The sequence below is a fragment of the Exiguobacterium sp. s11 genome (assembly GCF_018619015.1).
Lineage (GTDB): Bacteria > Bacillota > Bacilli > Exiguobacteriales > Exiguobacteriaceae > Exiguobacterium_A > Exiguobacterium_A indicum.
This window is the reverse complement of record NZ_JACSNF010000006.1, coordinates 87978-110030: the sequence shown is the minus strand read 5'-3', so window position 1 is coordinate 110030 and position 22053 is coordinate 87978. Positions and strand designations below refer to the sequence as shown.

At 43.9% G+C, this 22053-nt stretch carries 24 protein-coding genes and 1 riboswitch; of the genes, 8 read left to right on the top strand and 16 right to left on the bottom strand.

The genetic code is table 11. The annotated features are described in order from the left end of the window. Window positions 1-6 precede the first annotated feature (6 nt). The gene (locus KNQ12_RS15525; protein WP_214749682.1) at window positions 7-843 is read right to left on the bottom strand and encodes a formate/nitrite transporter family protein; all 837 of its coding nucleotides are present in this window, start codon (window positions 841-843) and stop codon (window positions 7-9) included. Between the two features lie 183 nt (window positions 844-1026). Then, window positions 1027-1629, bottom strand: a complete 603-nt coding sequence (locus KNQ12_RS15520; RefSeq protein ID WP_035398841.1) for a hypothetical protein — start codon at window positions 1627-1629, stop codon at window positions 1027-1029. Window positions 1630-1765: 136 nt separating this feature from the next. On the opposite strand from KNQ12_RS15520, the gene KNQ12_RS15515 reads away from it, so the two are divergent. Next, entirely contained in the window at window positions 1766-2632 is an 867-nt protein-coding gene (locus KNQ12_RS15515; protein ID WP_023467195.1) for a YitT family protein, read from the top strand. Window positions 2633-2823: 191 nt separating this feature from the next. After that, a complete protein-coding gene (locus KNQ12_RS15510; protein WP_035398843.1) occupies window positions 2824-3462 on the top strand; it encodes a CHASE3 domain-containing protein in 639 nt (212 codons plus the stop codon). 370 nt (window positions 3463-3832) lie between these two features. On the opposite strand, the gene KNQ12_RS15505 is transcribed toward KNQ12_RS15510, so the two are convergent. The 7 genes from KNQ12_RS15505 to KNQ12_RS15475 form a co-directional block, all read right to left on the bottom strand. Further along, entirely contained in the window at window positions 3833-4201 is a 369-nt protein-coding gene (locus tag KNQ12_RS15505; protein WP_214749685.1) for an ArsR/SmtB family transcription factor, read from the bottom strand. A gap of 56 nt (window positions 4202-4257) precedes the next feature. Further along, complete coding sequence (locus tag KNQ12_RS15500) at window positions 4258-4701, bottom strand: hypothetical protein (RefSeq protein WP_353047637.1); 444 nt, start codon at window positions 4699-4701, stop codon at window positions 4258-4260. Between the two features lie 11 nt (window positions 4702-4712). After that, entirely contained in the window at window positions 4713-5351 is a 639-nt protein-coding gene (gene thiE / locus KNQ12_RS15495) for a thiamine phosphate synthase (protein WP_214749688.1), read from the bottom strand. After that, window positions 5341-6108: a hydroxyethylthiazole kinase gene (gene thiM, locus KNQ12_RS15490; protein ID WP_214749690.1), complete on the bottom strand. Its 768-nt coding sequence runs from the start codon at window positions 6106-6108 to the stop codon at window positions 5341-5343. The genes thiE and thiM overlap by 11 nt, the downstream gene beginning before the upstream one ends. Next, a complete protein-coding gene (gene thiD / locus KNQ12_RS15485) occupies window positions 6089-6892 on the bottom strand; it encodes a bifunctional hydroxymethylpyrimidine kinase/phosphomethylpyrimidine kinase (RefSeq protein ID WP_023467188.1) in 804 nt (267 codons plus the stop codon). Before thiD ends, thiM begins: the two co-directional genes overlap by 20 nt. A 114-nt stretch (window positions 6893-7006) precedes the next feature. Continuing rightward, window positions 7007-7117: riboswitch (TPP riboswitch) on the bottom strand. A gap of 63 nt (window positions 7118-7180) precedes the next feature. Then, window positions 7181-8458 carry a murein hydrolase activator EnvC family protein gene (locus tag KNQ12_RS15480; RefSeq protein WP_214749693.1) on the bottom strand — a complete coding sequence of 426 codons (1278 nt, stop codon included), beginning with the start codon at window positions 8456-8458 and terminating at the stop codon, window positions 7181-7183. 199 nt (window positions 8459-8657) lie between these two features. Further along, on the bottom strand, window positions 8658-10097 hold the full coding sequence (locus KNQ12_RS15475) for a murein hydrolase activator EnvC family protein (RefSeq protein ID WP_023467184.1): 1440 nt from the start codon (window positions 10095-10097) through the stop codon (window positions 8658-8660). A 263-nt stretch (window positions 10098-10360) separates the two neighbouring features. On the opposite strand from KNQ12_RS15475, the gene mce reads away from it, so the two are divergent. Beyond that, entirely contained in the window at window positions 10361-10771 is a 411-nt protein-coding gene (gene mce / locus KNQ12_RS15470; protein ID WP_214749696.1) for a methylmalonyl-CoA epimerase, read from the top strand. Window positions 10772-10818: 47 nt separating this feature from the next. Here mce and KNQ12_RS15465 read toward each other — a convergent pair whose 3' ends face one another. The 6 genes from KNQ12_RS15465 to KNQ12_RS15440 form a co-directional block, all read right to left on the bottom strand. Beyond that, window positions 10819-11331 carry a type 1 glutamine amidotransferase domain-containing protein gene (locus KNQ12_RS15465; RefSeq protein WP_029340809.1) on the bottom strand — a complete coding sequence of 171 codons (513 nt, stop codon included), beginning with the start codon at window positions 11329-11331 and terminating at the stop codon, window positions 10819-10821. Between the two features lie 26 nt (window positions 11332-11357). Then, a complete protein-coding gene (locus tag KNQ12_RS15460; protein WP_023467179.1) occupies window positions 11358-11531 on the bottom strand; it encodes a hypothetical protein in 174 nt (57 codons plus the stop codon). Between the two features lie 32 nt (window positions 11532-11563). Next, on the bottom strand, window positions 11564-11998 hold the full coding sequence (locus tag KNQ12_RS15455; RefSeq protein ID WP_023467178.1) for an organic hydroperoxide resistance protein: 435 nt from the start codon (window positions 11996-11998) through the stop codon (window positions 11564-11566). Window positions 11999-12174: 176 nt separating this feature from the next. After that, complete coding sequence (locus tag KNQ12_RS15450; protein WP_023467176.1) at window positions 12175-13512, bottom strand: hemolysin family protein; 1338 nt, start codon at window positions 13510-13512, stop codon at window positions 12175-12177. Window positions 13513-13704: 192 nt separating this feature from the next. Beyond that, on the bottom strand, window positions 13705-14187 hold the full coding sequence (locus KNQ12_RS15445) for a DUF456 domain-containing protein (protein WP_023467174.1): 483 nt from the start codon (window positions 14185-14187) through the stop codon (window positions 13705-13707). A gap of 37 nt (window positions 14188-14224) precedes the next feature. Then, entirely contained in the window at window positions 14225-15454 is a 1230-nt protein-coding gene (locus KNQ12_RS15440; protein WP_214749699.1) for a DUF2254 domain-containing protein, read from the bottom strand. A gap of 181 nt (window positions 15455-15635) precedes the next feature. Here KNQ12_RS15440 and KNQ12_RS15435 point away from each other — a divergent pair, with 181 nt between their 5' ends. Both KNQ12_RS15435 and KNQ12_RS15430 read left to right on the top strand, forming a co-directional pair. Further along, window positions 15636-17120, top strand: coding sequence for an aldehyde dehydrogenase family protein (locus KNQ12_RS15435; RefSeq protein ID WP_081637438.1), 1485 nt, complete (start codon window positions 15636-15638; stop codon window positions 17118-17120). A gap of 54 nt (window positions 17121-17174) precedes the next feature. Then, window positions 17175-17564 (top strand): tautomerase family protein, encoded by a 390-nt coding sequence (locus KNQ12_RS15430; protein WP_035398885.1) that lies wholly within the window; start codon window positions 17175-17177, stop codon window positions 17562-17564. Between the two features lie 108 nt (window positions 17565-17672). Here KNQ12_RS15430 and yidD read toward each other — a convergent pair whose 3' ends face one another. Beyond that, window positions 17673-17957, bottom strand: coding sequence for a membrane protein insertion efficiency factor YidD (gene yidD / locus KNQ12_RS15425; protein ID WP_058265740.1), 285 nt, complete (start codon window positions 17955-17957; stop codon window positions 17673-17675). 104 nt (window positions 17958-18061) lie between these two features. On the opposite strand from yidD, the gene KNQ12_RS15420 reads away from it, so the two are divergent. From KNQ12_RS15420 to KNQ12_RS15410, 3 genes are all read left to right on the top strand, one after another. Further along, window positions 18062-19027, top strand: a complete 966-nt coding sequence (locus KNQ12_RS15420) for a quinone oxidoreductase family protein (RefSeq protein WP_058265739.1) — start codon at window positions 18062-18064, stop codon at window positions 19025-19027. A 152-nt stretch (window positions 19028-19179) separates the two neighbouring features. Then, window positions 19180-21498, top strand: a complete 2319-nt coding sequence (locus tag KNQ12_RS15415) for a YhgE/Pip domain-containing protein (protein WP_058265738.1) — start codon at window positions 19180-19182, stop codon at window positions 21496-21498. Then, on the top strand, window positions 21485-22039 hold the full coding sequence (locus KNQ12_RS15410) for a TetR/AcrR family transcriptional regulator (RefSeq protein WP_214749702.1): 555 nt from the start codon (window positions 21485-21487) through the stop codon (window positions 22037-22039). The genes KNQ12_RS15415 and KNQ12_RS15410 overlap by 14 nt, the downstream gene beginning before the upstream one ends. The last annotated feature ends 14 nt before the right edge of the window (window positions 22040-22053 follow it).

The following is a 22053-nucleotide window of genomic DNA, read 5'->3' as shown; positions in this document are numbered from 1 at the left end:
TCTTTTTTATGCATTTTGTTTCGAAGCAATATGAACAGGTGTCGTGGATTGACGTGATTCATCTACTTCTAATTTTTCTTTATTCAGCCACGTATAGATCATTCCCATGAAGACTGCTCCACCAATGATGTTACCGGCTAAAGCTGGCAACAGGTTGTGCATCGCTCCGGCAAATGTGATCGTATCCGGATGTGGTACGACTAACGCAATGGAGAACAAGGCCATATTGGCGATGACGTGATCAAATCCAGATGCGAAGAAGACTGCGACCAGTACCATCATCATCATGATCTGCGCCAACTCATTCTTCATGTTCTTTGGAATGAAAATCGCTAAACAGACCATCCAGTTACAGAAGATAGCTCGTGTGAAGATTTCCCACGTCGTATGGTGGATCTTCGTTTCTGAGACAGAAAATAACCAGTTGTTCATACCAAGCTCTTGGATGATTCCTGTTTGAGAAAAGAGTAGCGCAAATGCTAATCCTCCAAGTCCATTTCCAATCAGACAGATCAACCAGACCTTCATCGTATCCATCTTCGTCGTATAGCCGCGCATCGTCGCCGTCGTGAAATACATCGTATTTCCTGTGAACAGCTCTGCCCCACCGTAAACGATCAGGACGAGTGCCACTCCGAAGGTCAGTCCACCAACAAGTGTCGCAACAGGTGACTCCGCCATATATAGACCGTTAATTGCTTTTAAGGTAAAAATAATTGCAAATCCAATGAAAATCCCTGCTAGCATGGCACGAACTAAGTACTCGAGAGGACGCATTTGTAGCATGCACGTCGACTTGATTGCTTTATTCCGTAATCCTTCTAATGCTTCTACCTCGTTCATCGTAGAAACCTCTCTTTCTTTTGTTCAACACTTCACAATGTTTGTTCATTTATTATCATACTTCCATCTTAAAAGATGTTCAAGTATTGAATAGACCTGTTTTATCGTTTTTATAAAAGAACGAGATGTAAACGATATCATTGTGTCGAGATTGTGAAAAATGCCTTTTCTTGCTTTATACAACTAATTAGTTTGAATTCGTAGTCGTGATGCGAAGCGTTCAAAGAAAGTATTTCGCCTTGATGCATCGAGCACATAACCATCAATGACGACCCGATTAAAGCGTCTAGAAGAGGAAGTAGCTCGTTCAATATCGGTCGGAGTGTAGGCGTCGAATGTTTTCCGGTCCATCGTAAAATCTGCACCTGAATACGGATCCGTGTAGTAAATTTCGAGATCGGTCAAATCAGGAATCGTTGAAAATAAAACAAGTGTATGATGCATCAGCACTTTAGATAACCGAGCTTTCAAAAAATCCTGATTCACTTGTAGTGTTCCAGTATCGGTACCAATCCAGGCTTGTCGCTCTTTTCCTGTAACCTCATAAACAAGCCGCAACGATTCCCCTTCGACATCTACCTGTTTTAATTCTGATGAGAACGGAAGTTGTTCGGCTAATTGACGAACCGCTACCGTATTCATCATCGAAGCACCCACTTGTCTCGCTACGAGATCTCCATCATGCCAAATAGACGTTCGATTTTCTTCATCCGATGGTTGAAAAATGCGAATACCAATTAGTATTACTAAACAAATACAACCAATAAGCAAGAACGTTTTTTTCATTTTCATCACCTTCCTAAAAAAACGTACCCTTTTTCATCTTTTTTCATAAGAAGGGTTGAAATTTTATGCATATGGGCGTACTCTTGCAGGCAGATACTCACAGAAGGAGGAGCATGAGGTCACTCATCATATTGCCATGACTACAACACACCCACAGAAAAAGAGAGTTGAAAAAATTAGTTTTTTAATCATCGGTACATTGCTTTATTCCCTTTACATCAGTTTACTACTATCTCCAAATGATATCGGATCAGGTGGTATCATGGGGATCACACTCATCATCCAAGAGCTCTTCCACACGCCAATCGGTTTAACGCAATTGCTTTTAAACATCCCACTCTTCCTTTTAGGTTTTCGTTTTCTGCGTAAACGGTTCATGTTCTTATCCGGCATCATCGTCGTTGCTTCCTCTTTTTTAATCGACTGGATTCCGACTCAAATTGTTCCGGAATCTTTAAATGATCCGCTCGTCGCCTCCATCTTTGCCGGTCTAGTCTCTGGACTTGCGATGGCATTGATCTTCTTCGGTGGTGCTTCAACTGGAGGGCTTGATATTCTTGGAAAGTTTTTCTTCGCTCGTTTTCATAACTGGCCACTTCCTCGCATATTTCTGATGCAAGATCTTGTCATCTACATCCTTGTTTGGTGGGTGTTTGACTTAAAACACGTTATGTACGCGCTCATCATGAGCTTCGTTCGCGCCAAAGCCCTTCAGACGGTTTACAGTTTCTATTCTGCTTCTAAGCAATGTATCATCATTTGTGAGAAAGCAGATGAAATCAATGAAGTCATTACAAAAGAACTCGGTCGTGGTGTCACGATTCTCGATGCACGTGGAGGATATTCCAACCGAACGAAAAAAATGGTCTATGTCGTCGTTCAAAATAATGAAATCGTCCGTTTGCAGGAGATCGTCTCTTCCGTTGAGCCAAATGCATTCGTTACATTCTCAGAAATTCATACGGTTTTCGGAAACTATAAGGAACATTCCTATTCGTTTTAACCAAGCGCAGCCAAGCTGCGCTTTTTCTTCTACATAAAACAGCTTCTCGGATTGCACTAGCTTTCCTGCTTTTTTATTCAGAATACTGACTTCTTACTTTCCTATCCCTATTCAAAAAATAGACAGGCTTCACTTTTCTTGTAATAGTAGTTAAGCTAATGACATGTCTTTTTATTTAAAGGAATGATTGCATGCACTCACTATGGCGTCAGCGTGTTCTGCTGATTCTTTTGATCAGTTTATTTGCCTCTATACCAATCATTTATGCCTTATCTGGTTATCGGACAATTGCGGCGATGACAGCGCAGATGAAGGATCATGATATACCGTTAATTAATCAAGTCGATCAGTTGGTTGAACATAATCGAGATCGAGCAAACGCAGTCCGCGGCCTCTTATTGTACGAAGATAATCGTTATATTGAACAATATTATTTTTCGACTTCGAAAATTCATGACTTACGTAATAGTCTGAATCAATCTTCGACTACTCCAGGAACAATTAAAGATCTTCTTCGTCGCAACAATGTCTGGGAGTCAGAAATCGAACGGGTTTTCGTCGTATATGAACGCCAAAGTCCAGCAGCAGCAAAACGTCTCGCCAGACAATCGACTCAAACGACTCAGACGATCCTTGAAGACTTATCACGTGTAAAAGATGATTTATATCGAACGCTTCAGGCAAAATTACAACAATCGGATGCGTTAATTGCTACATATAAATGGATGTGCCTCGGCCTGTCAATTCTGTCCTTTTTGATGATTAGTGCAACGATTTTTTTCTTCCATCGCTTCGTTCCTGCCATATCAGAGAAATCAGCACAAGAATAAACAAAAAGGAGCTGACTCAAAAGTCAGTCTTTACAAAGATAAGGGTGGCAGATCATCATTCTGCCACCCTTATCTCGTAACAAAAAGAATGATGCGTCACACGTCACTTCTACAGGAACAAGCGCGATTTTGCGCTATCAGAGACGAACGAGACCCGCTTTTCTGCTGGAATGAAGCAAGAAAGCCAGCTTGTGTCTCGCCTGAGGAAAGGGTCTGAAAAGATGAGTTATTCTTTTTTCGAGTCAGCCTCTTCAGATTATAGAGGCGTCATCTTGATTGACAGGACGAGGTCGATGCTTGTCCTAGGAAAACGATCCGAGATGAACAAAAAAAGCGCAGCAATAGCTACGCTTTTCGTTATTCTAAAGAATCATTCACGTACTGCTTTTCCCTCATGCACATGTTCCATAGCCATATGCACAAGCGATGAGACATGATGATCATCCAGGGAATAATAGACGACTTTGCCTTCTTTTCGGAACTTGACGAGTCCTTGTTTCAACAAAGACCGAAGATGATGAGACGCCGTCGCAATCGAACAGTCGACAGAGGCTGAGACATCACAAACGCATAGTTCTTCTTCAATCGTCAACGCATAAACGATTCGCAGTCGTGTCGCATCCGAAAGAATCTTAAATAGCTTTCCGATTTCAAGTGTTGGGATCGTATCCAAGACTTGTCCGATTTCAGACGCACGTTGTTCGTCAATCGCAATCGTTTCACAACGGGGAATATCCATGTCCGTCACCTCGTTTTTACCTATATTGCACCATGGGAAAACAGAACATTGCAAGTTTAGCGCATGCGCCTACGAATGAGCCAAAATACGAACCATCCTCCAACATAATCTCCGATATCCCAGACGATTCGATTTTGATCGACAGCGCGTACGCCGATATCAATGATTTTCGTACTCTCTAATCGGTTCGAATAGCGCTGTCGTAGCCGAGTCGGAATCGGTAGACGAAGAAGTGCCCGGTAATAGATGTCTAAATGAGTATGTCCCCAAATTTCCGTCGCAATCGAGCTCGTTTTAATATACAACGGACGTTTGTAGCGTCTTTCATACTTTTCTTTCAATAAAAGGGCCATCTCATAAGATATACGATTAGGACGCGGAAATAAGACTTTTCCTAGATGGTAGATCCCCTGATTATCGACTCGAATGATTTGTGGTTCTAACCGATATCGAATCCAATAGCCGCGAAAACGGATCGTCTGCCATTTCAATACAATCACCTCTGAACGGATTATACCCTGTTCTGAAGTGATTGATGCCATTCTCGCACAGCATCTGTCATTTGCTGCGCAGCGAGTTGCCGATCTTCTTTAGCGAAAATTTCTGAAATGACGGCGTACCCTTCTAGCGGGATGGGAAGGGTGGAGACATTTGTTGCTGTGATTCCACCAATACCGATTAAAGGTAATCGTACGGCTTCCCGAATCGCCTGAAGCATCGTATGCGACATGGAATCAGCGTCTGCTTTGGATGACGTCGCAAATAGAGACCCCACGCCTAAATAAGATGCTCCGTCTCGCTCTGCTTCAATCGCTTGTGCAACAGTGGCTACCGACACACCAATCACGGCATCTGGTAAAAGTTGACGTGCTGCGGTTAAAGGAATGTCTTCTTGTCCGATATGCAAACCAGCTTCGACGAGTAACGCGATATCGATCCGGTCATTGATGATCAAAGGAATGTCGTGTCGATCCGTCAGTCTTTTCAACCGAACTGCCTGATCGTAGAATTCCTTTCCTTGTGCGGTTTTTTCTCGTAGTTGCACGATCGTCGCACCACCTAAAACAGCTTCCTCAACGACCGTCTCGATCGCGACGCCAGGATGGTACCGACGATCCGTCACTGCATAGATGGAGTAATCAATTGACACGTTCTGTCACCTCCACCAGTTCTTGCTCCGTCATGAGGCTGATCGCATTGAACAATTCTCGTTTAAAATCACCAAGACCTTGCGCAGAGACTGCTTGTTCTCCTGCTTTTCCCATGACGAATGTTCCGTGAACAGCCGCCTCAAACGCCGTATATCCTGCGCCGAGGAAGCTCGCAATCAAGGAAGCCGTCATACAGCCCGTACCCGTGATGTCTCCTAGACGAGGTGTTCCTACATGTAATTCCATTTCGCGCGTTCCATCCGTGATATAGTCGTTCGGACCTGTCACGACGAGGACAGATTTGTGTTTGCGAGCGAATGCACGAATACTTTCTCGATCCATCATTGCATCTCCCGCAGCATCGACTCCCTTAGTTCGTCCGTCTTCCCCAAGTAACGTCTTGATTTCAGAAGTATTTCCTTTGATGACCGTACACCCGAGATCAATGAGTTCTTTAGAAAAGGCAGTACGTAATGTCGTTGCCCCTGCTCCAACTGGATCAAGAACGATCGGGACATTCAAACGTCCCGCTTCACCGGCTGCAAGTCGTTGAGCTGCTTGCATGTCTGAATCGATCGTACCAATGTTTAAGACAAGAGCTTGCGCGAGTCTAACCATTTCTTCTACTTCGCGAATATCTTCCGCCATGACGGGTGATGCTCCAACAGCGAGTGTGACGTTTGCGCAGTCATTGATCGTCACCGTGTTCGTCAGATGGTGAATGAGTGGTTTGTGTTCAAGAATGGTCGTAAACATGTGTATCCCTCCAAAGTGAATGAAAATGATGTGTCGGTCCAATACCTTGTCCGAGAGCAAATCCATGACGAATCGCCTCCGTGACATAGCTCTTTGCTTGTCTTACACTATCTGTCAAATCTTCTCCAAGCGCCATCCGCGCCGCAATCGCCGCAGATAAGGTACAACCAGTTCCATGAGTATGTTGATTGTCTAACCGTTCCGATGTGAAGCGGTGTTCTACTTCCCCATCAAACAACAAATCCGTCGCAGCTCCTGAGAGATGTCCACCTTTTAGTAATACTGCCCCTGTCTGTGTAGCTAATTGATGCATCGCCAGTCGCATTTCATCTAGATTGGTGACCGATCGTCCTGTTAAACGCTCCGCTTCCGGTAAATTTGGTGTGACGAGTGTCGCAAGCGGTAAAAGCTCCGAAATCAATGCTTGTTCAGCCTCCGTCCGTAATAAGGCATGTCCCCCTTTAGCGACCATGACGGGATCTAATATGATCGGAACTGTCTGTTTGCGGAGATGTGTAGCAATGACACGAATCGTCTGCGCATTCGAGACCATTCCGATTTTGATCGCATCGACACGAATGTCTGAAAAAATCGACGTTAACTGGGCATCTACGATTTCTGGAGATAACTCTTCCACCGCTTGAACACCCAACGTATTTTGCGCCGTGACAGCTGTCAGGACGCTCATTCCATAAACGCCTAAAGCTGAAAATGTTTTTAAATCTGCTTGAATCCCAGCTCCACCACCGGAGTCGGATCCCGCAATCGTCAGTACATGTTTCATATTCTTTTCACCTTCCCATCGAGCAATATAAGGGAGTCGTGACCGACAAAAAAGCGTCAACCGCTGTAAAAAAGCAGTCGACGCTATACGAAAGCGTTATACACGCATTCCGGTATCCGTTCGGCTCAACTTTCCTACGCTGGTATTATCCAGTTCAGGTAATAGGGTCGAAAACAGATTGGTTTTCCTCTCAGCCGGATTCCTCCAGCTCCCCTAGTTGCTCAAGTATTCGTTTCGCCTTAACTGTAGCATAGGAAAGAAAAAAAAACGAGCCGAAGCCCGTTTTGATTACAGATATGCCAATGGATTGACTGCATTTAAAGGAGAAGAAGCACTGTATTGATAGCCTCCGACATGTAGTTCGAAATGTAAGTGTGGTCCTGTTGAATTCCCTGTACTACCAAGTGTTCCGACTTGCTGACCTTGAGAGACCGTTTGTCCTGCATGAACAGATAATGAGCTCATATGAGCGTAAACCGTCGTATAGACTTTTCCATCCAAGAAATGCGAAATCATGACGTGGTTTCCGTAAGGTCCACCACCTGATGCTGTAATGACGGTTCCGGCTGCTGCTGCGACGATCGGAGATCCGACGGGACCTTTGAAATCGACGCCATTATGGAATGTATAACCGTTTGCTCCACTAGCTGGTCCGAATCCTTGTGATACCCCACCAGAAGATGGTCGGACAAATTTCCCACCACCTGAAGCGATTGGTGTTGTATCTGAACTTGTTGATTCTGTATTCTTATTGGCTTGTTTTGCTGCTTGAGCACTTGCTTTAGCAGCTTTTTCAGCTGCCGCTTTCTCTGCTGCTGCTTTTTCAGCCGCTGCTTTAGCCGCTGCCTTCGCTGCCGCAATCGCACGTTCTTGCGCTTCGAGAGTCGCTTGCAGTTCTTTTGCGTCTAACAGTTCTGTCGTAAACTTCGTCTTCCCTTTTCGTAATTTTTTGAGTGTAGCACTACGCTCTTTCATTTGAGCTTTCAACGCTTTTTTTTGTTCAAGCAATACTTTCTTTTCTTGCATTTGCTCCGCTTTTTTCTCAACGAGTGCTTGCTTTGCTTCTGCTAATTTTTGTTGCGTCGCGATGTAATCTGAAATCATTTTATCATCTTGTTCAGCAATCTTTTTACCCGCCATGACACGGCTGAATAAATCACCTAAATCCTTTGATCCAAAAATGACTTCTTCCCACTTAATCGAGTTTCCATCGTTTTCTTGGAAAACACGTAAACGATCACCGAGTAGTTCTTCCTGCTTCTGTAGCATCTCCTCGTAACGAACGATGTCTGCCTTTAACTCATCGATTCGATTGCTTAACTGTTTAATTTGTTTATTTTTTTCGGAAACTTGGAAAATCTTTTCGTTAATCGCTGCGTCGATTCGATTGATTTGACGTTGTTCTTTTGAAATTTTAGCTTCTTGCTTTTTAATCTCTTTTTCTAATTTACGTTGTTCAGCGGCATTTTCAGCCTTTTTTTCTTTAATCGTTGCTGCCGCGATCGGTTGTGTACCTGTTGTAAGTAATGCCCCTAAAACAATGGTAGAAATTAGTTTTTTTAGCATATATCGTTTTCCTCACTTATGTATTTTCATTTTTTATTATAGTATTCAAGTTTCTCTCATATCTGAAATAGATTATAGCACCCTAATCGTTTCAAAAAAATTTCATTTACATTTCAAGTGAAAACGTTTTTTTGTAATATATATATTTCTTATCAAATATAAAAAAAGAATCGTTGCATATGCAACGATTCTTAACTGTTTAAAACATAGTCATTGGATTTACTGAGTTAGCTGGACCTGTTGCACTGTAGCTGTATCCACCAACGTGAATTTCGAAGTGCAAGTGTGGACCTGTTGAGTTTCCTGTGCTACCACGTGTACCGATTTGTTGACCTTGGCTGACGCGTTGACCTGCACTAGCGTTCAATGAACTCATATGTGCATAGACTGTCGTATATGTCTTCCCGTTCAATTGGTGAGCAATCATGATGTGATTTCCGTAAGGTCCGCCACCTGATGCTGTAATGACTGTACCAGTTGCAGCTGCCACGATTGGCGTGCCAACTGGACCACCGAAATCAATCCCGTTATGGAACGTATAACCGTTTTCTCCGCCTGCAGAACCATACCCTTGTGTCACAGCACCAGCAGTTGGATGAATGAAGAGTCCGCCTGATGATGGTGACGGTTTAGGTGTCGCAGGAGCTGACGGTGCTGGCGCAGTTGGTGCTGGTGTAGATGGTTTTGGTGCCGATTGTTTCGTCGAACCAGAAGGTTTTGCTGACTGCGCTGCCTTCTCTTGTGCTGCTTGCTGAGCTGCCGCTTCTTTAGCTGCTTGTTGTTCCGCTTCTTTCTGAGCTGCTGCTTGAGCTGCTTCAGCCTCTGCCCGTGCTTTTGCTTCACGTGCCGCTTGAGCTTGACGCTCTTTTTCGATTCGAGCTTCTCGTTCACGCGCTGCTTTTTCAGCTGCAATCGCTTTTTCTTGAGCGATCAAAATTTGCTGGACTTCTTTTGCATCCATCAATTGTGTTTCGAACTTTTCTTTTTTCTTACGTAGTTCTTTTAAGCGTTTGTTCCGCTCTTTTAATTGTGATTCAAGATCCGCTTGTTGACGTTTTAATTCTTTTTTCTCAACGACCAACTGCGCTTTCTTTTCTTTTACTTTTTGCTGCGCATCCGCTAATTGTTTTTGCGTATTTTGGTAATCCGTGATCATTTTATCATCTTGTTTTGAAATGGATTTCCCTGCCATGACACGGCTTACGAGGTCACCAACGTTTTTAGCGCCAAAGATGACTTCTTCCCATTTGATTGAGTTTCCATCATTCTCTTGCATGACACGAAGACGATCCCCGAGTAGTTTTTCTTGGCGTTTTAGTTTCGCTTTATATTTCTCGATTTCTTTTCCAAGCTCCACGATTTCACGTTCTGTTGCTTTGATTTGACGATCTTTTGTTTCGACAGCAAAGATTTTTTCGTTCAACGCTTCGTCTAGTCGATTGACTTCTTGTTGTGTTTTAGAGATTTTTTTACCTTCTTGATTAACAGAAGACTCTAAGTTTTTTTGCTTTTTAGCATTGTCTTGTTGCTGTTGTTCGTTTTTGGCTTTCTGTTCACTTAAATCGTCTGCTGCTGCAAAATGAGGTGCTGATGAAAGAACCAGTGCAGAAACGATGAGCGACGCGAACGTTTTTTTCATGTAGTATTCCCTCTTTTTCTGTAGTATATGTTTTATGATTTATCGTAGAATATTTAAGTTAAATTTAAATTCTGTAATCTTTTTTCTTTTTTATAAGAACGTTTTTGATTATAGCATTCATTCCTCTTACATAATATTTCAGTGATATTTCAATTTAAATAAATCTTTCCTCTTCTATGTAATAGAAACATTTGGAAGGTAACTCATCGTTGCAACTTTGGAGTGTTTTTGGGAAACTGAAGCGAACAGAAGGAGGATGTCATATGAAATTAGACCACACTGGAATTGCCGTTCGCGACATGCAGGAAGCCATTTCATTTTATACAAACGTACTTGGAGGAACCTTAACAAAAGAGTACTCGAATCCTGCGCCTGGTGTTGCTTCCAATATTGCGGTCATCGAGTTCAATGATGCGCACATCGAGTTGTTAACGCCAACAAGTCCGGATAGTCCAATCGCTCGTTTTTTAAAACAACGTGGGAAAGGTGTCCACCATATTGCTTATCGCGTAGAGAATTTAGATCAAGCGATTGAAGAAGCAAAAAAACAAGGCTTAACATTTTTAGAAGATACGTATCGAACGACGCCGTTCGGACGACGACTGATTTATATGAATCCTCGTCATTCACACGGCGTCATTACGGAACTCTGTGATTATCCAAAAAACCCCTAAAAAAATCAGCACTGCGTTATCGCAGTGCTGATTTTTGTTCTATACCATTAGCCAAGTTTTGCAACGATTTCCCGATTGAATGCAGGAATATCATCTGGTTGACGACTTGAGACGAAATTATCATCGACGACGACTTCTTCATCTGCAAAGTCCACACCAGCATTTTCTAAATCAATTCGAATTGATTTATAACCTGTCATTTTTCTTCCTTTGACGATTTTTGCATTAATCATCAATTGTGGTCCATGGCAGATTGAGAAAATTGGTTTTTTCGACATATCGAATTCTTCGACGAATGAGACAAAACGCTCGTCTTCTCGAAGTAAATCTGGTGAAAAACCGCCTGGAATAAGGAGAGCATCGTAGTCTGCTGCTGAAGTCTCATCAATCGAGAGATCAACATTTACTTTTGCCTCTTCCTGTTTGCCGACGAGTTCTGCACCTTTTTTAGCACCAATGACAGTGATCTCGTGCCCTGCTTCTTTTAATGCATCAACCGGTCCTGTGAATTCTACATCTTCAAAATGATCGGCGAGTACGACTGCTACTTTTTTAGACATGTGATTCATCCCCCAAGTTGTTTGATTTAAATCGGATCTTCTCCGCGATCTCGTGGAGAAACCGTATCATCTGGCATTTCGTCTTTTCCTTTTAGGATTTCCTTTTGTTGCTCCTCTGTCAGTTTCCGTTCTTTATCCGACAGACGATCCCGTTCATCTTCAAACTCTTCATTTGGACGATCGGTTTCTTTCGGTGCCATGGAAAACCCTCCTTATGATTCGTCGATTATGCTTATAGTGAATCGACGACTTTAACAGAAAGATCAACATCAATGTTGCCACGTGTCGCTTTTGAGTACGGGCAGAAATTGTGTGTCTTCTCTAGTAAGTCTTCGGCTTCTTCCTGCGATACGCCAACGACCTCGACGACGAGTTTCGCTGCAATTTTTACACCGTTATCCGCTTCATCCTGTAAGAGGCTGACTTCTGAATTCGTCCGCGTCTCGACTCGTTTTTTTGCTTGGCGCGCCATTAAGTTATAGGCACCATCAAAACAAGCGGCATATCCTGCTGCGAATAACTGTTCCGGGTTTGATGTCGGAATGTCTTCTTTGCCTTTTGTTCCTGGCATGACTAAATCGAGATTAATGACGTTATCGTCTGAAGCGACTTTCCCGTCGCGACCACCGACTGCAGATGCACGTGAAGTAAGAATGACGTTTGACATGATAGAAAACCCCTTTTCCTGTTGAATTAAAAAATGCTTTTTTTGCCACATAGACAGTAATACCCGTCACTGAGGGAGATAAACACAAGATGTGTCTATCACCTTAGCTAATCATTTTTTAAGTAGACAAAAAAAGACGATGAACTCGAAGTTCATCGTCTTGCACATTCTATTTCTTATCCAATCTCTTCTGTTGCAGTTTCTTCTTGATCAGGCAATTGAAGATAAATCGATTTCACTTGATGATTATCGACTTCCATGACTTTGATCGTGTATTCCTGATAGCGGAATTCTTGACCACTCGACACTTCCGTATCCTGTGCCATGACCCAGCCACCAATCGTATCGATGTCTTCTTCTTCGATTCCTAAGTTAAAGCGTTCATTTAGGTCATCAATCAAGACACGGCCTGAGATGCGGTATAATCGCTCATGAATTTGTTCGATATCTGCTTTCTCATCTTTATCGAATTCATCTCGGATTTCTCCGACGATTTCTTCCAAGATGTCTTCCATCGTAATCACACCGGCTGTACCACCGTATTCATCGATGACGAGTGCCATCGGTGTCCGTTCCACCTGCATTTTCAGCATGGCATCTTGAAGCGGCGAATATTCGGATACAATCGGCAAGTTGTGGATGTAATAGCTTAATGCTTTTCCTTTGTTCGCCATATGATCCGTAAATAATTGTTTCGCATTGATGAAGCCAAGGATTTTATCCTTATCTCCTTCTTCCGCTACTGGGTAACGTGTGAACTGATACTCTTCAACGAGGCGAATGATGTCCTCCATCGATGCATCGTTCGAGATCGTGATTAAGTCCGTCCGCGGTAACATGATGTCTTTCGCGATCCGCTCATCGAACGAGAAGATGTTCTGCATGTAGGAAAGCTCAGTCTGGTTGATTTCTCCACTCTTATAACTCTGCGTCATGATGATTTTAATCTCTTCTTCAGAATGGACTTCTTCGTGTCCCGCTGGCTCGACGCCAAACAACCGAAGAATGATTCGTGCTGAACCGTTCAATGTCCAGATGAAAGGTTTCATGATTTTACCGAACCAATATAGTGGTGGCGCGAGTAACATCGTGATCGCTTCTGTTTTTTGAATCGCTAAGGATTTTGGAGCAAGTTCTCCAAGCACGACATGAAGAAACGTTACAATCGAGAATGCAAGAACGAACGAAATGATCGTCGAGACGGAGTTCGGAATGTCAATCTCTTCGAACAACATACCGAGAATCGCACCTACCGTTGATTCTCCTAACCACCCGAGACCGAGGGCTGTCACGGTAATTCCAAGTTGACAGGCCGATAAATAATAATCCAAATTCTCAAGTAGCCTCTTCGCTACTTTCGCAGTCTTGCTTCCTTCTGTAATCAACTGATCGATTCGAGACATTCGCATTTTGACGACCGAAAATTCGGCAGCTACAAAAAAAGCGGTTAAGACGATGAGTAGTGCAATGACGAGTAGCCGAATGATGATCGTCGTCGTGTCGAATGTCTCCATTGAGTGTGTACTGTCCAATCGTTTCCCCGAAGAAAGGGGATTCACCTCCATTAATATAAAGCCAGATGCCGAGGCATCTGGTGGTTTACAGCAAAAAGAAGCTTCAGACTTTCAAAGCTTCCCTACTTTTTCATATTCATACTATAACGGAACTTTCATAAAATGTGTACTTGAAGACATCATTTCAGACCGTCAGACGACATAGAGAATAAAGATTACGATCATGAGTAACATCGCGATTCCCTTTAACAAGGCACTTGATAAGATACCGAGGACTGTTCCGATCCCGACTGAAACCGAGGTTTGCCACGTTTTTTTACTAATGATTTTTTCCGTCAAGATGGCAAAGACGAACGGGAAAATTAATAATCCGATACCTGGCAAAATAAACGGTCCCGCAATCAATCCGACTGTCGTTGCAATCTTAGCCGCTTGTGAGCCTCCTCGTCGATCGACGGTGTAGGCGCTGACGAGATAATCGAGCGTAAATAAGAGAATGATGAAAATCGCTTGAATCACCCAAAAACTAATCGATAGTTCAGAGAACCCGAATCCGAATCCATAAATCAAAAAACCAACTACTAAAATCGGCGCACTTGGGATGATCGGATACACGAGACCTGCAAAAGCGACTAGAAAACAGACGACGATCAGACTCCATAACAAGATTGTCACTTTCTATTCCTCCCTTCTTTTGATTCTCTTGCCCTTTTTACGTCGAAGGGGAGACAAAAGTTTCATTCAACGCCCGATGGATTTGATTTTGTAAAAAATCACGATCCCAGTCGTTCATTGTTTCAAAATGTACTTCCGAACAGATGTATGGAATGAATCGTTGAATCGTTTCATAGTGAGCAGGTAAGGCTTGTCGCTTCATCGTTCCAAGCGACTCGAGCATCGTCGCGAGAACTGAAATATCCTCTGCTCCGTAATGTCGGAGTTGATAAAACGTCGTGTACAACAATTGTTGGTAGGTTTCCCTGACGACGATATGTTGCTGGTCCTTTCCAACAACTAGTACACCATCTGGTATTACGGCATACTGTCGCATTAAGTCACCAATGATCCGAACCGCATGTCTCGCTGTATTCGGATCATTGATTCCTGGAGAAATCGCACGTAAAGCAACTTCACTTAATTTTTCAAGAACAAATGCAAAATCCTGTTCTGAAGATTTCGTCGGTCCAATTAAGATACTTTCATTGATATCCCGGCAAGTCGCCCGTCCGATGGCTTCTCCCTCTGTTACGAATGAGCCGACCGTTCGATCAATATACACGCGGTCTTTCTGATCAAAAGCATCATAATCGACTGCTTGAATATATCCGGTTCGAGTTGCCTGAATAAGATGTGGATAATTTGTCGTCATCTTTCTTTCAGTAATCTTTTGTTCTCCCGATTCTAGATGTTCGACTTGCCGTTTCAATAATTCGTTCCCTTCTTCGTGTAATCGATCCAGTAATGTCGTCACGCGAATCGACTGGCTGACGATATGAATGAATGCGACGAATGCCACGATCGATATCAACACGACGAGAACCGCTACTGTTGAAGCGACGATACTCGTCTTCAAAGCCGGACGAAGGAAAAAGAGCATCGTCATCGAGTAACTGACCGCTCCAATGAATATGCCAAAGATGTGTTGCACCTGTCGATTCTCGATGAAATTAGGCAATGTCCGAGGTGAGAATTGTGATGAATAGGTCGTCAATACAACCAGGATGGTCGAGAACGTGAATGTCATCATGGCGAGCAGTCCGGTAAAGACCGAACTATGGATTGTCTGCGCTAAGCCAAGTGTCGTTTGCCACTCTTTTGGAAACCAGTCTGATATATACACATCTAACCACGTCACGATTCCCGTCAAACCAATCCCAATGAGACCATATAACAATGGCCACCACCAATTGATTTCTCGAGACAGGACTTTCAGCTTCTTCAAAATAAAATTCCTCCTTTTTATAGCACTATACTGATTGATTTCCTGATTTAAAGCGCTTTAAAACCCATCTGACTGACTGACTTTGAGCAATATGTTTGGTCGAAGTGCACGGATGTGTTTTACTTCTTTTCATAACGTGAATAACTTAATTGTTATGAAAACGAATGGGAGATGAAATAATATGGCTCAACAAAACGAAGCTACATTGCATACAGATTTCACGAAAATTTATATTGACGGTCAGTGGCGCACAGGCGCAAGTGACAGCAACATGACGAACACGAATCCTTTCACGGGTGAAGAGCTCTTTACAATCTCTGCAGCGAATCAACAAGATTTAGATGACGCATATGAAGCGGCTCAAGTCGCTCAAAAAGACTGGGCGAAAGTTCCTGCCTTAAAACGCCAAGGCTTGATCGAAAACTTCTTGAAAGTCTTGTACGAGGAGAAAGAAACGATCATCGAATGGTTGATTAAAGAGTCAGGAAGTACACGTATTAAAGCGGAAGGCGAATTCCTTGCTTCTGTCTTGATCGTCAAGGAAGCTGCGACATTCCCACTTCGGATGCACGGTGAAATTCGTCCATCGGTCGTACCAGGCAAAGAAAACCGGATCTACCGTAAAGCACTTGGCGTCATCGGTGTCATCAGTCCATGGAACTTCCCGTTCCACTTAGCTGTACGGTCGATCGCTACTGCTATTGCCATCGGGAACGCAGTCGTTGTCAAACCAGCTACGGACACACCTGTTTCAGGCGGATTGATTTTTGCTAGTCTGTTTGAAAAAGCTGGATTGCCAAAAGGTGTCTTGAATGTCATCGTCGGTCGCGGTTCAGAAATCGGTGATGCTATCGTCGAACATCCTGTACCACGTTTGATTTCATTCACAGGATCAACTGAAGTAGGTCGTCATATCGGTGAACTTGCTGGTAAACATCTAAAGAAAACAGCGCTTGAACTTGGCGGAAACAACGTCTTCGTCGTACTTGATGATGCTGATCTCGATCGCGCGGTCGAATCTGCTGTCTACAGCAAGTTCTATCACCAAGGTCAAATTTGTATGTCGACGAACCGAATTCTCGTCGCTTCTTCGATTCATGATGAATTCGTCGAGAAATACGTCGCTCGTGTAAAAGAGCTACAATACGGTGATCCATCACATGAGCGGACACAAGTCGGACCGCTCATCAACCAATCACAGGTTGAACGAATTCTTGAAGATCTCGAGAAAACAAAAGCTGCGGGTGCAACCGTTCGTGTCGGCGGCGAAGCAAAAGATAACGTCATCGCACCTACTGTCGTCACTGGTGTTACGAATGATATGCCACTCGCTAAAAATGAAATCTTTGGACCGGTTGCTGTCATCATCCCGTTCGATACGGATGAAGAGGCACTCGAAATCGCGAACTCACTTCCATACGGATTGAGTGGCGCTGTCCATGGTTCTTCTATTGAACGCGCGACTGCCTTTGCGCTTGAAGTCGAGACAGGTATGATTCACATCAACGATCAATCGGTCAACGATGAGCCACATATGCCATTTGGTGGTGAAAAAGATTCAGGACTCGGTCGCTTCAACGGTGAGTGGGTACTTGAAGAATTCTCGACTGTCCAATGGTTGTCTGTCATGCACGATCGTCGTCAATACAAACCATTCTTCGAGTAATATATGAGTAGGGTCTTCCCTACTCTACATACTTTTGTTAAGGAGTGATTTCACATGCCGTTATTACGATTCGACGTCATTGAAGGACGTTCAGAAGAAGAGTTAAAAACGTTACTCGACACCGCACACGATGCGATGGTCGAAGCATTTGATGTGCCGGAGCGCGATCGTTATCAAATCGTGCATACGCATAAAGCACATGAGATGGTCATTCAAGATACAGGACTTGGATTTGAACGGAGTAAAGATATCGTTCTTATTAGTGTAACGAGTAAAACGCGGACGGAAGAGAAAAAACAACGTCTCTACCACTTACTCGCCGAACGCTTACAAGCAAACTGCGGACTCGCACCGACTGATTTGATGGTGTCGATCGTCGAAAATGATGCAGCCGACTGGAGCTTCGGTCTTGGCGAAGCACAGTTTTTAACGGGTAAACTATGATCGTCTGTAAATAGAACAAAAAGGGACGTATGTTATCGGTAATTTCCGGTAACATACGTCCCTTTATTTGTTCTTACTTCATTAAACAAAAGAGAACCTTCACATGACTTACTCCTTCGTTTCTTCCGCCTTCTCCCGCGGATTTTCCCGTTGCAGCGGTGCTTTCCAACTAAATTGATCAGGTTCTGGAATGAAATCGAGACCACCTGGATGAAACGGTTGGCACCGTAACAATCGACGCGTCGTCAAATAACTCCCTTTTACTGCACCATGACGTTCAATCGCCTCCATCCCGTAATGGGAGCATGTTGGATAAAATCGACATGTGGCTGGCTTCATGGGAGAGATGACTTTCTGATAAAAACGAATTCCTCCCATTAAGACACGTTTCATAACGTCCCTTCTTTCCTCTTTTTTTCTAGTGTAACGCATCTGTCCATCATTTTCAGATGTTCTGCCTTATACTAAAAGCAGATTTAAAAGAAGGATGTGTTGAGATGAAGGCATTAACTTTCCACGAATTTGGAGGTTCTGATGTATTACGCTTCGAAGACGTGCCAACGCCAACAATTACTGAACAGGAAGTTCTGATTGAAATGAAAGCGATCGGTTTGAATTTTGCAGACATCTATCGCCGAAAAGGAAACTATCATTTAGAAGGACAGCCTCCCTATATTTTAGGGTATGAAGGTGCAGGAGTCATCACCGCAATCGGTGCTGCTGTTTCAACGTTCCACGTAGGTCAACGAGTTGCTTTTGCGGATGTCCCGCTTGCGAATGCTGAGTACGTCGCAGCACCCGTTGATAAATTGATTCCGCTTCCTGATGGTATCTCATACGAAACAGCAGCTTCTGTCTTATTACAAGGGTTAACAGCGCATTATTTAACTCGAGATAGCTATCATGTCCAACCGGGAGATGTCGTCTTAGTGCATGCCGCTGCCGGTGGCGTTGGGCAGTTGTTGACACAGCTCATTCGCTTGCTTGGGGCAACTCCGATTGGATTGACGTCTTCTCCTGAGAAAGCACGGATCGCTAAAACTGCTGGCTGTGAATCTGTCTATTTATATTCAGAGAACTGGGTCGAGCACGTACTCGCGCAAACTTCTGGTAAAGGGGTCGATGTCGTTTATGAGTCTATCGGTTCTACCTTAATGGATAGTTTCCATGTCACGAAAGTCCATGGAACAGTTGTCTTCTACGGTATGGCAGGCGGTGATCCTGCACCTGTTGATCCCCGCTTTTTGATGGATATGTCCAAAACATTGACGGGTGGTGATCTTTGGAACGTATTAACATCTTCTGAAGAACGCATCCGTAGATCGGGTGAACTGTTTGATTGGATTCTATCCGACCATCTCACCCTGTCTTCGCCTACAACATTCAGATTATCTGATGGCAAAGCAGCACATGACTTTTTGGAAAGCCGACGCAGCACAGGAAAACTACTTTTGCTCCCTTAACTCGCTTTTTTCGAGACGACTCCCTGCGAGTCGTCTTTTTTATGTGAAATCAAGATTATCGATTGCTTTTTTTTAATGAAGAGAGTAAAGTAAACCTCATCAAAACCTAAAACTCAAATTAGTTTTGAGTTTTAGAAAGGGGATTTGTATTTATGTTTCGCTCAGAATGGAAGAAATTGAAGAGTCCGATGATGATTGTCGTCATTCTCGCCCTCATCCTCGTACCGTTTCTCTACAACTCCATCTTCTTATCTGCATTCTGGGACCCATACGGTCGTACAGAAGATATTAAGGTTGCTATCGTCAACGAAGACAAAGCAACGAAGTTTAAAGGAGAAAAAGTCGACATCGGGGATCAGTTCGTCGACAAACTCAAAAAAAATGATGATTTTGATTGGCAGTTCTTGTCTCAGGACAAAGCCGAAAAAGAACTACGCGACGGAAAAGTCTACATGACGGTTGTCATCCCGAAGAATTTCTCTAAAAATGCAACGACACTACTCGATGATCATCCAAAAAAGATTGAGTTGGAATATTACTTGAACCCAGCCAAAAACTACTCGGGCACACAAATTTCGAGTACGGCTGCCAAACAATTAAACGAAAAGATCCGTAAATCCGTGACAAAACAATACAGTAGTGCGATCTTCGGTGCGTTAAAGAAAATTGCAAACGGTATGGAAAAGGCATCGGACGGTTCTTCTAAACTAGAAGATGGCAACCACAAAACAGCGGATGGTGCTAAAACACTGGCTACGAACCTCGGAAAACTTGCGGATGGCAGTCTGACACTATCTGAAAAGCTCGGGGAAGCAAATCAAGGTTCAAAAAAACTCAGTGACGGTGTCACGACACTCGACGAAAAAACTGCTCTCTTCGCTCAAAAAACGGGTGAGTTGTCTTCTGGGTTGAACACGCTAGACGAAAATGGTGGTAAGTTGCAAGCCGGTGCCGCGCAACTAGAAGACGGAGCAACAAAACTCAGCGGTGGCTCGACACAAGTCCGTCAAGGGGCAGAGCAACTGGCTGCGGGTACGGCTCAGCTCAACGAAAAAATTCCTCAGTTGACGGACGGATTAAATCAACTGGACGAGAAAGCTCAGGCAGCTAATGCATTATTAAATCAATTGAATCAAGATGCTGCACAATCTAAACAAGATCTACGTGCGCGTCGAGAAGCGCTTGAAGCAAATGCCGCTCAACTAAAACAAGTTATTTCCGCTTCTGATCAATTATCAGATGAGGAGAAACAAACGTTACTTGGAACAATTGGAACGTTAGAAGAAAATATTAAAAGCCTCGCTGCGCAAGAAGGGGCAATCGATCAAAGTCTTGCTCAAGCAACCGAAGCGACGAAAAAAATCGGTCAACTTGCTGCTGGCGGTAAGCAAGTCGAGTCCGCCGTATCGCAACTGAACGCAGGTCAAGTAAAACTCGTCGACGGTGCGAAGCAAGTCGAATCTGGCGCACAACAATTAGCAAGCGGACAAAAGACATTCAATGAAAAACTCGGTCAATATACTGCAGGCGTGCACAAAGCGGCAACAGGCGGTACACAACTGGCTGACGGAGCTAATCAACTTTCAGATGGCACACACCAACTCCAAACAGGAGCTAGCGCGTTAACTAACGGGTTAGGTCAATTGGCATCTGGTTCAACTACGATTACAGACGGTATCGGTAAAACGACCGATGGGGCTTCAAAAATCGCGGATGCCAATACGAAACTTGAAGATGGGGCTAAAACGTTGAAGGACGAGCTTAGCAAAGGAGCTAAAGACGCCACTGTCAAGCCAACGAAAGAGCGGGACAATATGCTCGCAGAACCTGTCGTCTTAAAAGAACATGACTATTCGACGGTCAACAACTACGGTTCTGGTTTATCAGCTTACATCCTTAGTATCGCCTTATTCGCAGGTGCCTTGATGTTCTCGTCTGTCTACCAGATTCGTCCAGAACATGGTGAGAGTCTGACATGGCGCTTCCTTGTCGGTAAATTATCACTCATCTTACCGATCGGCGCATTACAAGGTGTCGCAGCGGCTACGGCCATCGTCTATGTTCTCGATTCTGATGTCGCGAGCGTTCCTGCACTCTACGGATTCGCCGCCTTAACAGGTATGACGTTCATCACGATTCTGTTCACGCTCGCGATGCTACTCGGTCGCGTCGGACAATTCCTTGCCTTCCTACTACTTCTGCTTCAAATCGGTGGTAGTGGCGGTACGTTCCCAGTCGAGATGACGCCAAGCTTCTTCCAAGCGATTCACGCCTTCTTACCAATGACGTATTCAGTCGGTGGATTCCGTGAAGCCCTTGGACTTGGTGTGACGGACACCCTCATCTCAAACAGTCAAGTCCTCGCGACCATCCTAGTCGTCGCGTTGCTCATCAGCTTCGTTGGAGGGCTCGGAGCCAAGCGGATTTTACTCTCAACGAAAGTGAGACGAAAACAACATGACACAGTCTGATAAAGAAATACTGATACTAGACTCAGCGATGGCTTGCTTTTCTGAACTCGGTTATAAAGGTACGACGATCGAGCGTGTCGCTCGACGCGCTCATGTCGGGAAACCGACCGTCTACCAACTGTTTGAAAGTAAACTCAATTTGTTCGAATCGCTCGTAACCCGTGTGCTGCAAGAGATGAAAGAAGAAGCAGAACGCGCTTACGTCGAACATGCGACGGTAGAAGAAAATAAGCAAGCAATGATCGATGCTATCGTCTATCATCAGCAACAACATTTGTTCATTCTTCAAATCATTGAAGAAACACGTAATCTCAAATTACAAGAAATGCAGGAACTACGGACACGTATCGAACGGCATGTCGTCGAATATCTTAAAACGCTCCTTGAGACTCGCCTTGGACAAAATGATCGTGACGTACCAGTAGATGTCACAGCATTTCTGATTTTCCGGACGTATATCGCATTGATTGCCGAATGGCCATCGATTGCGCATCCACTTGAGCTCGATACGATTCGTCGTGCCATGCTACGTATTTTATGAATCAAAAAACCGCC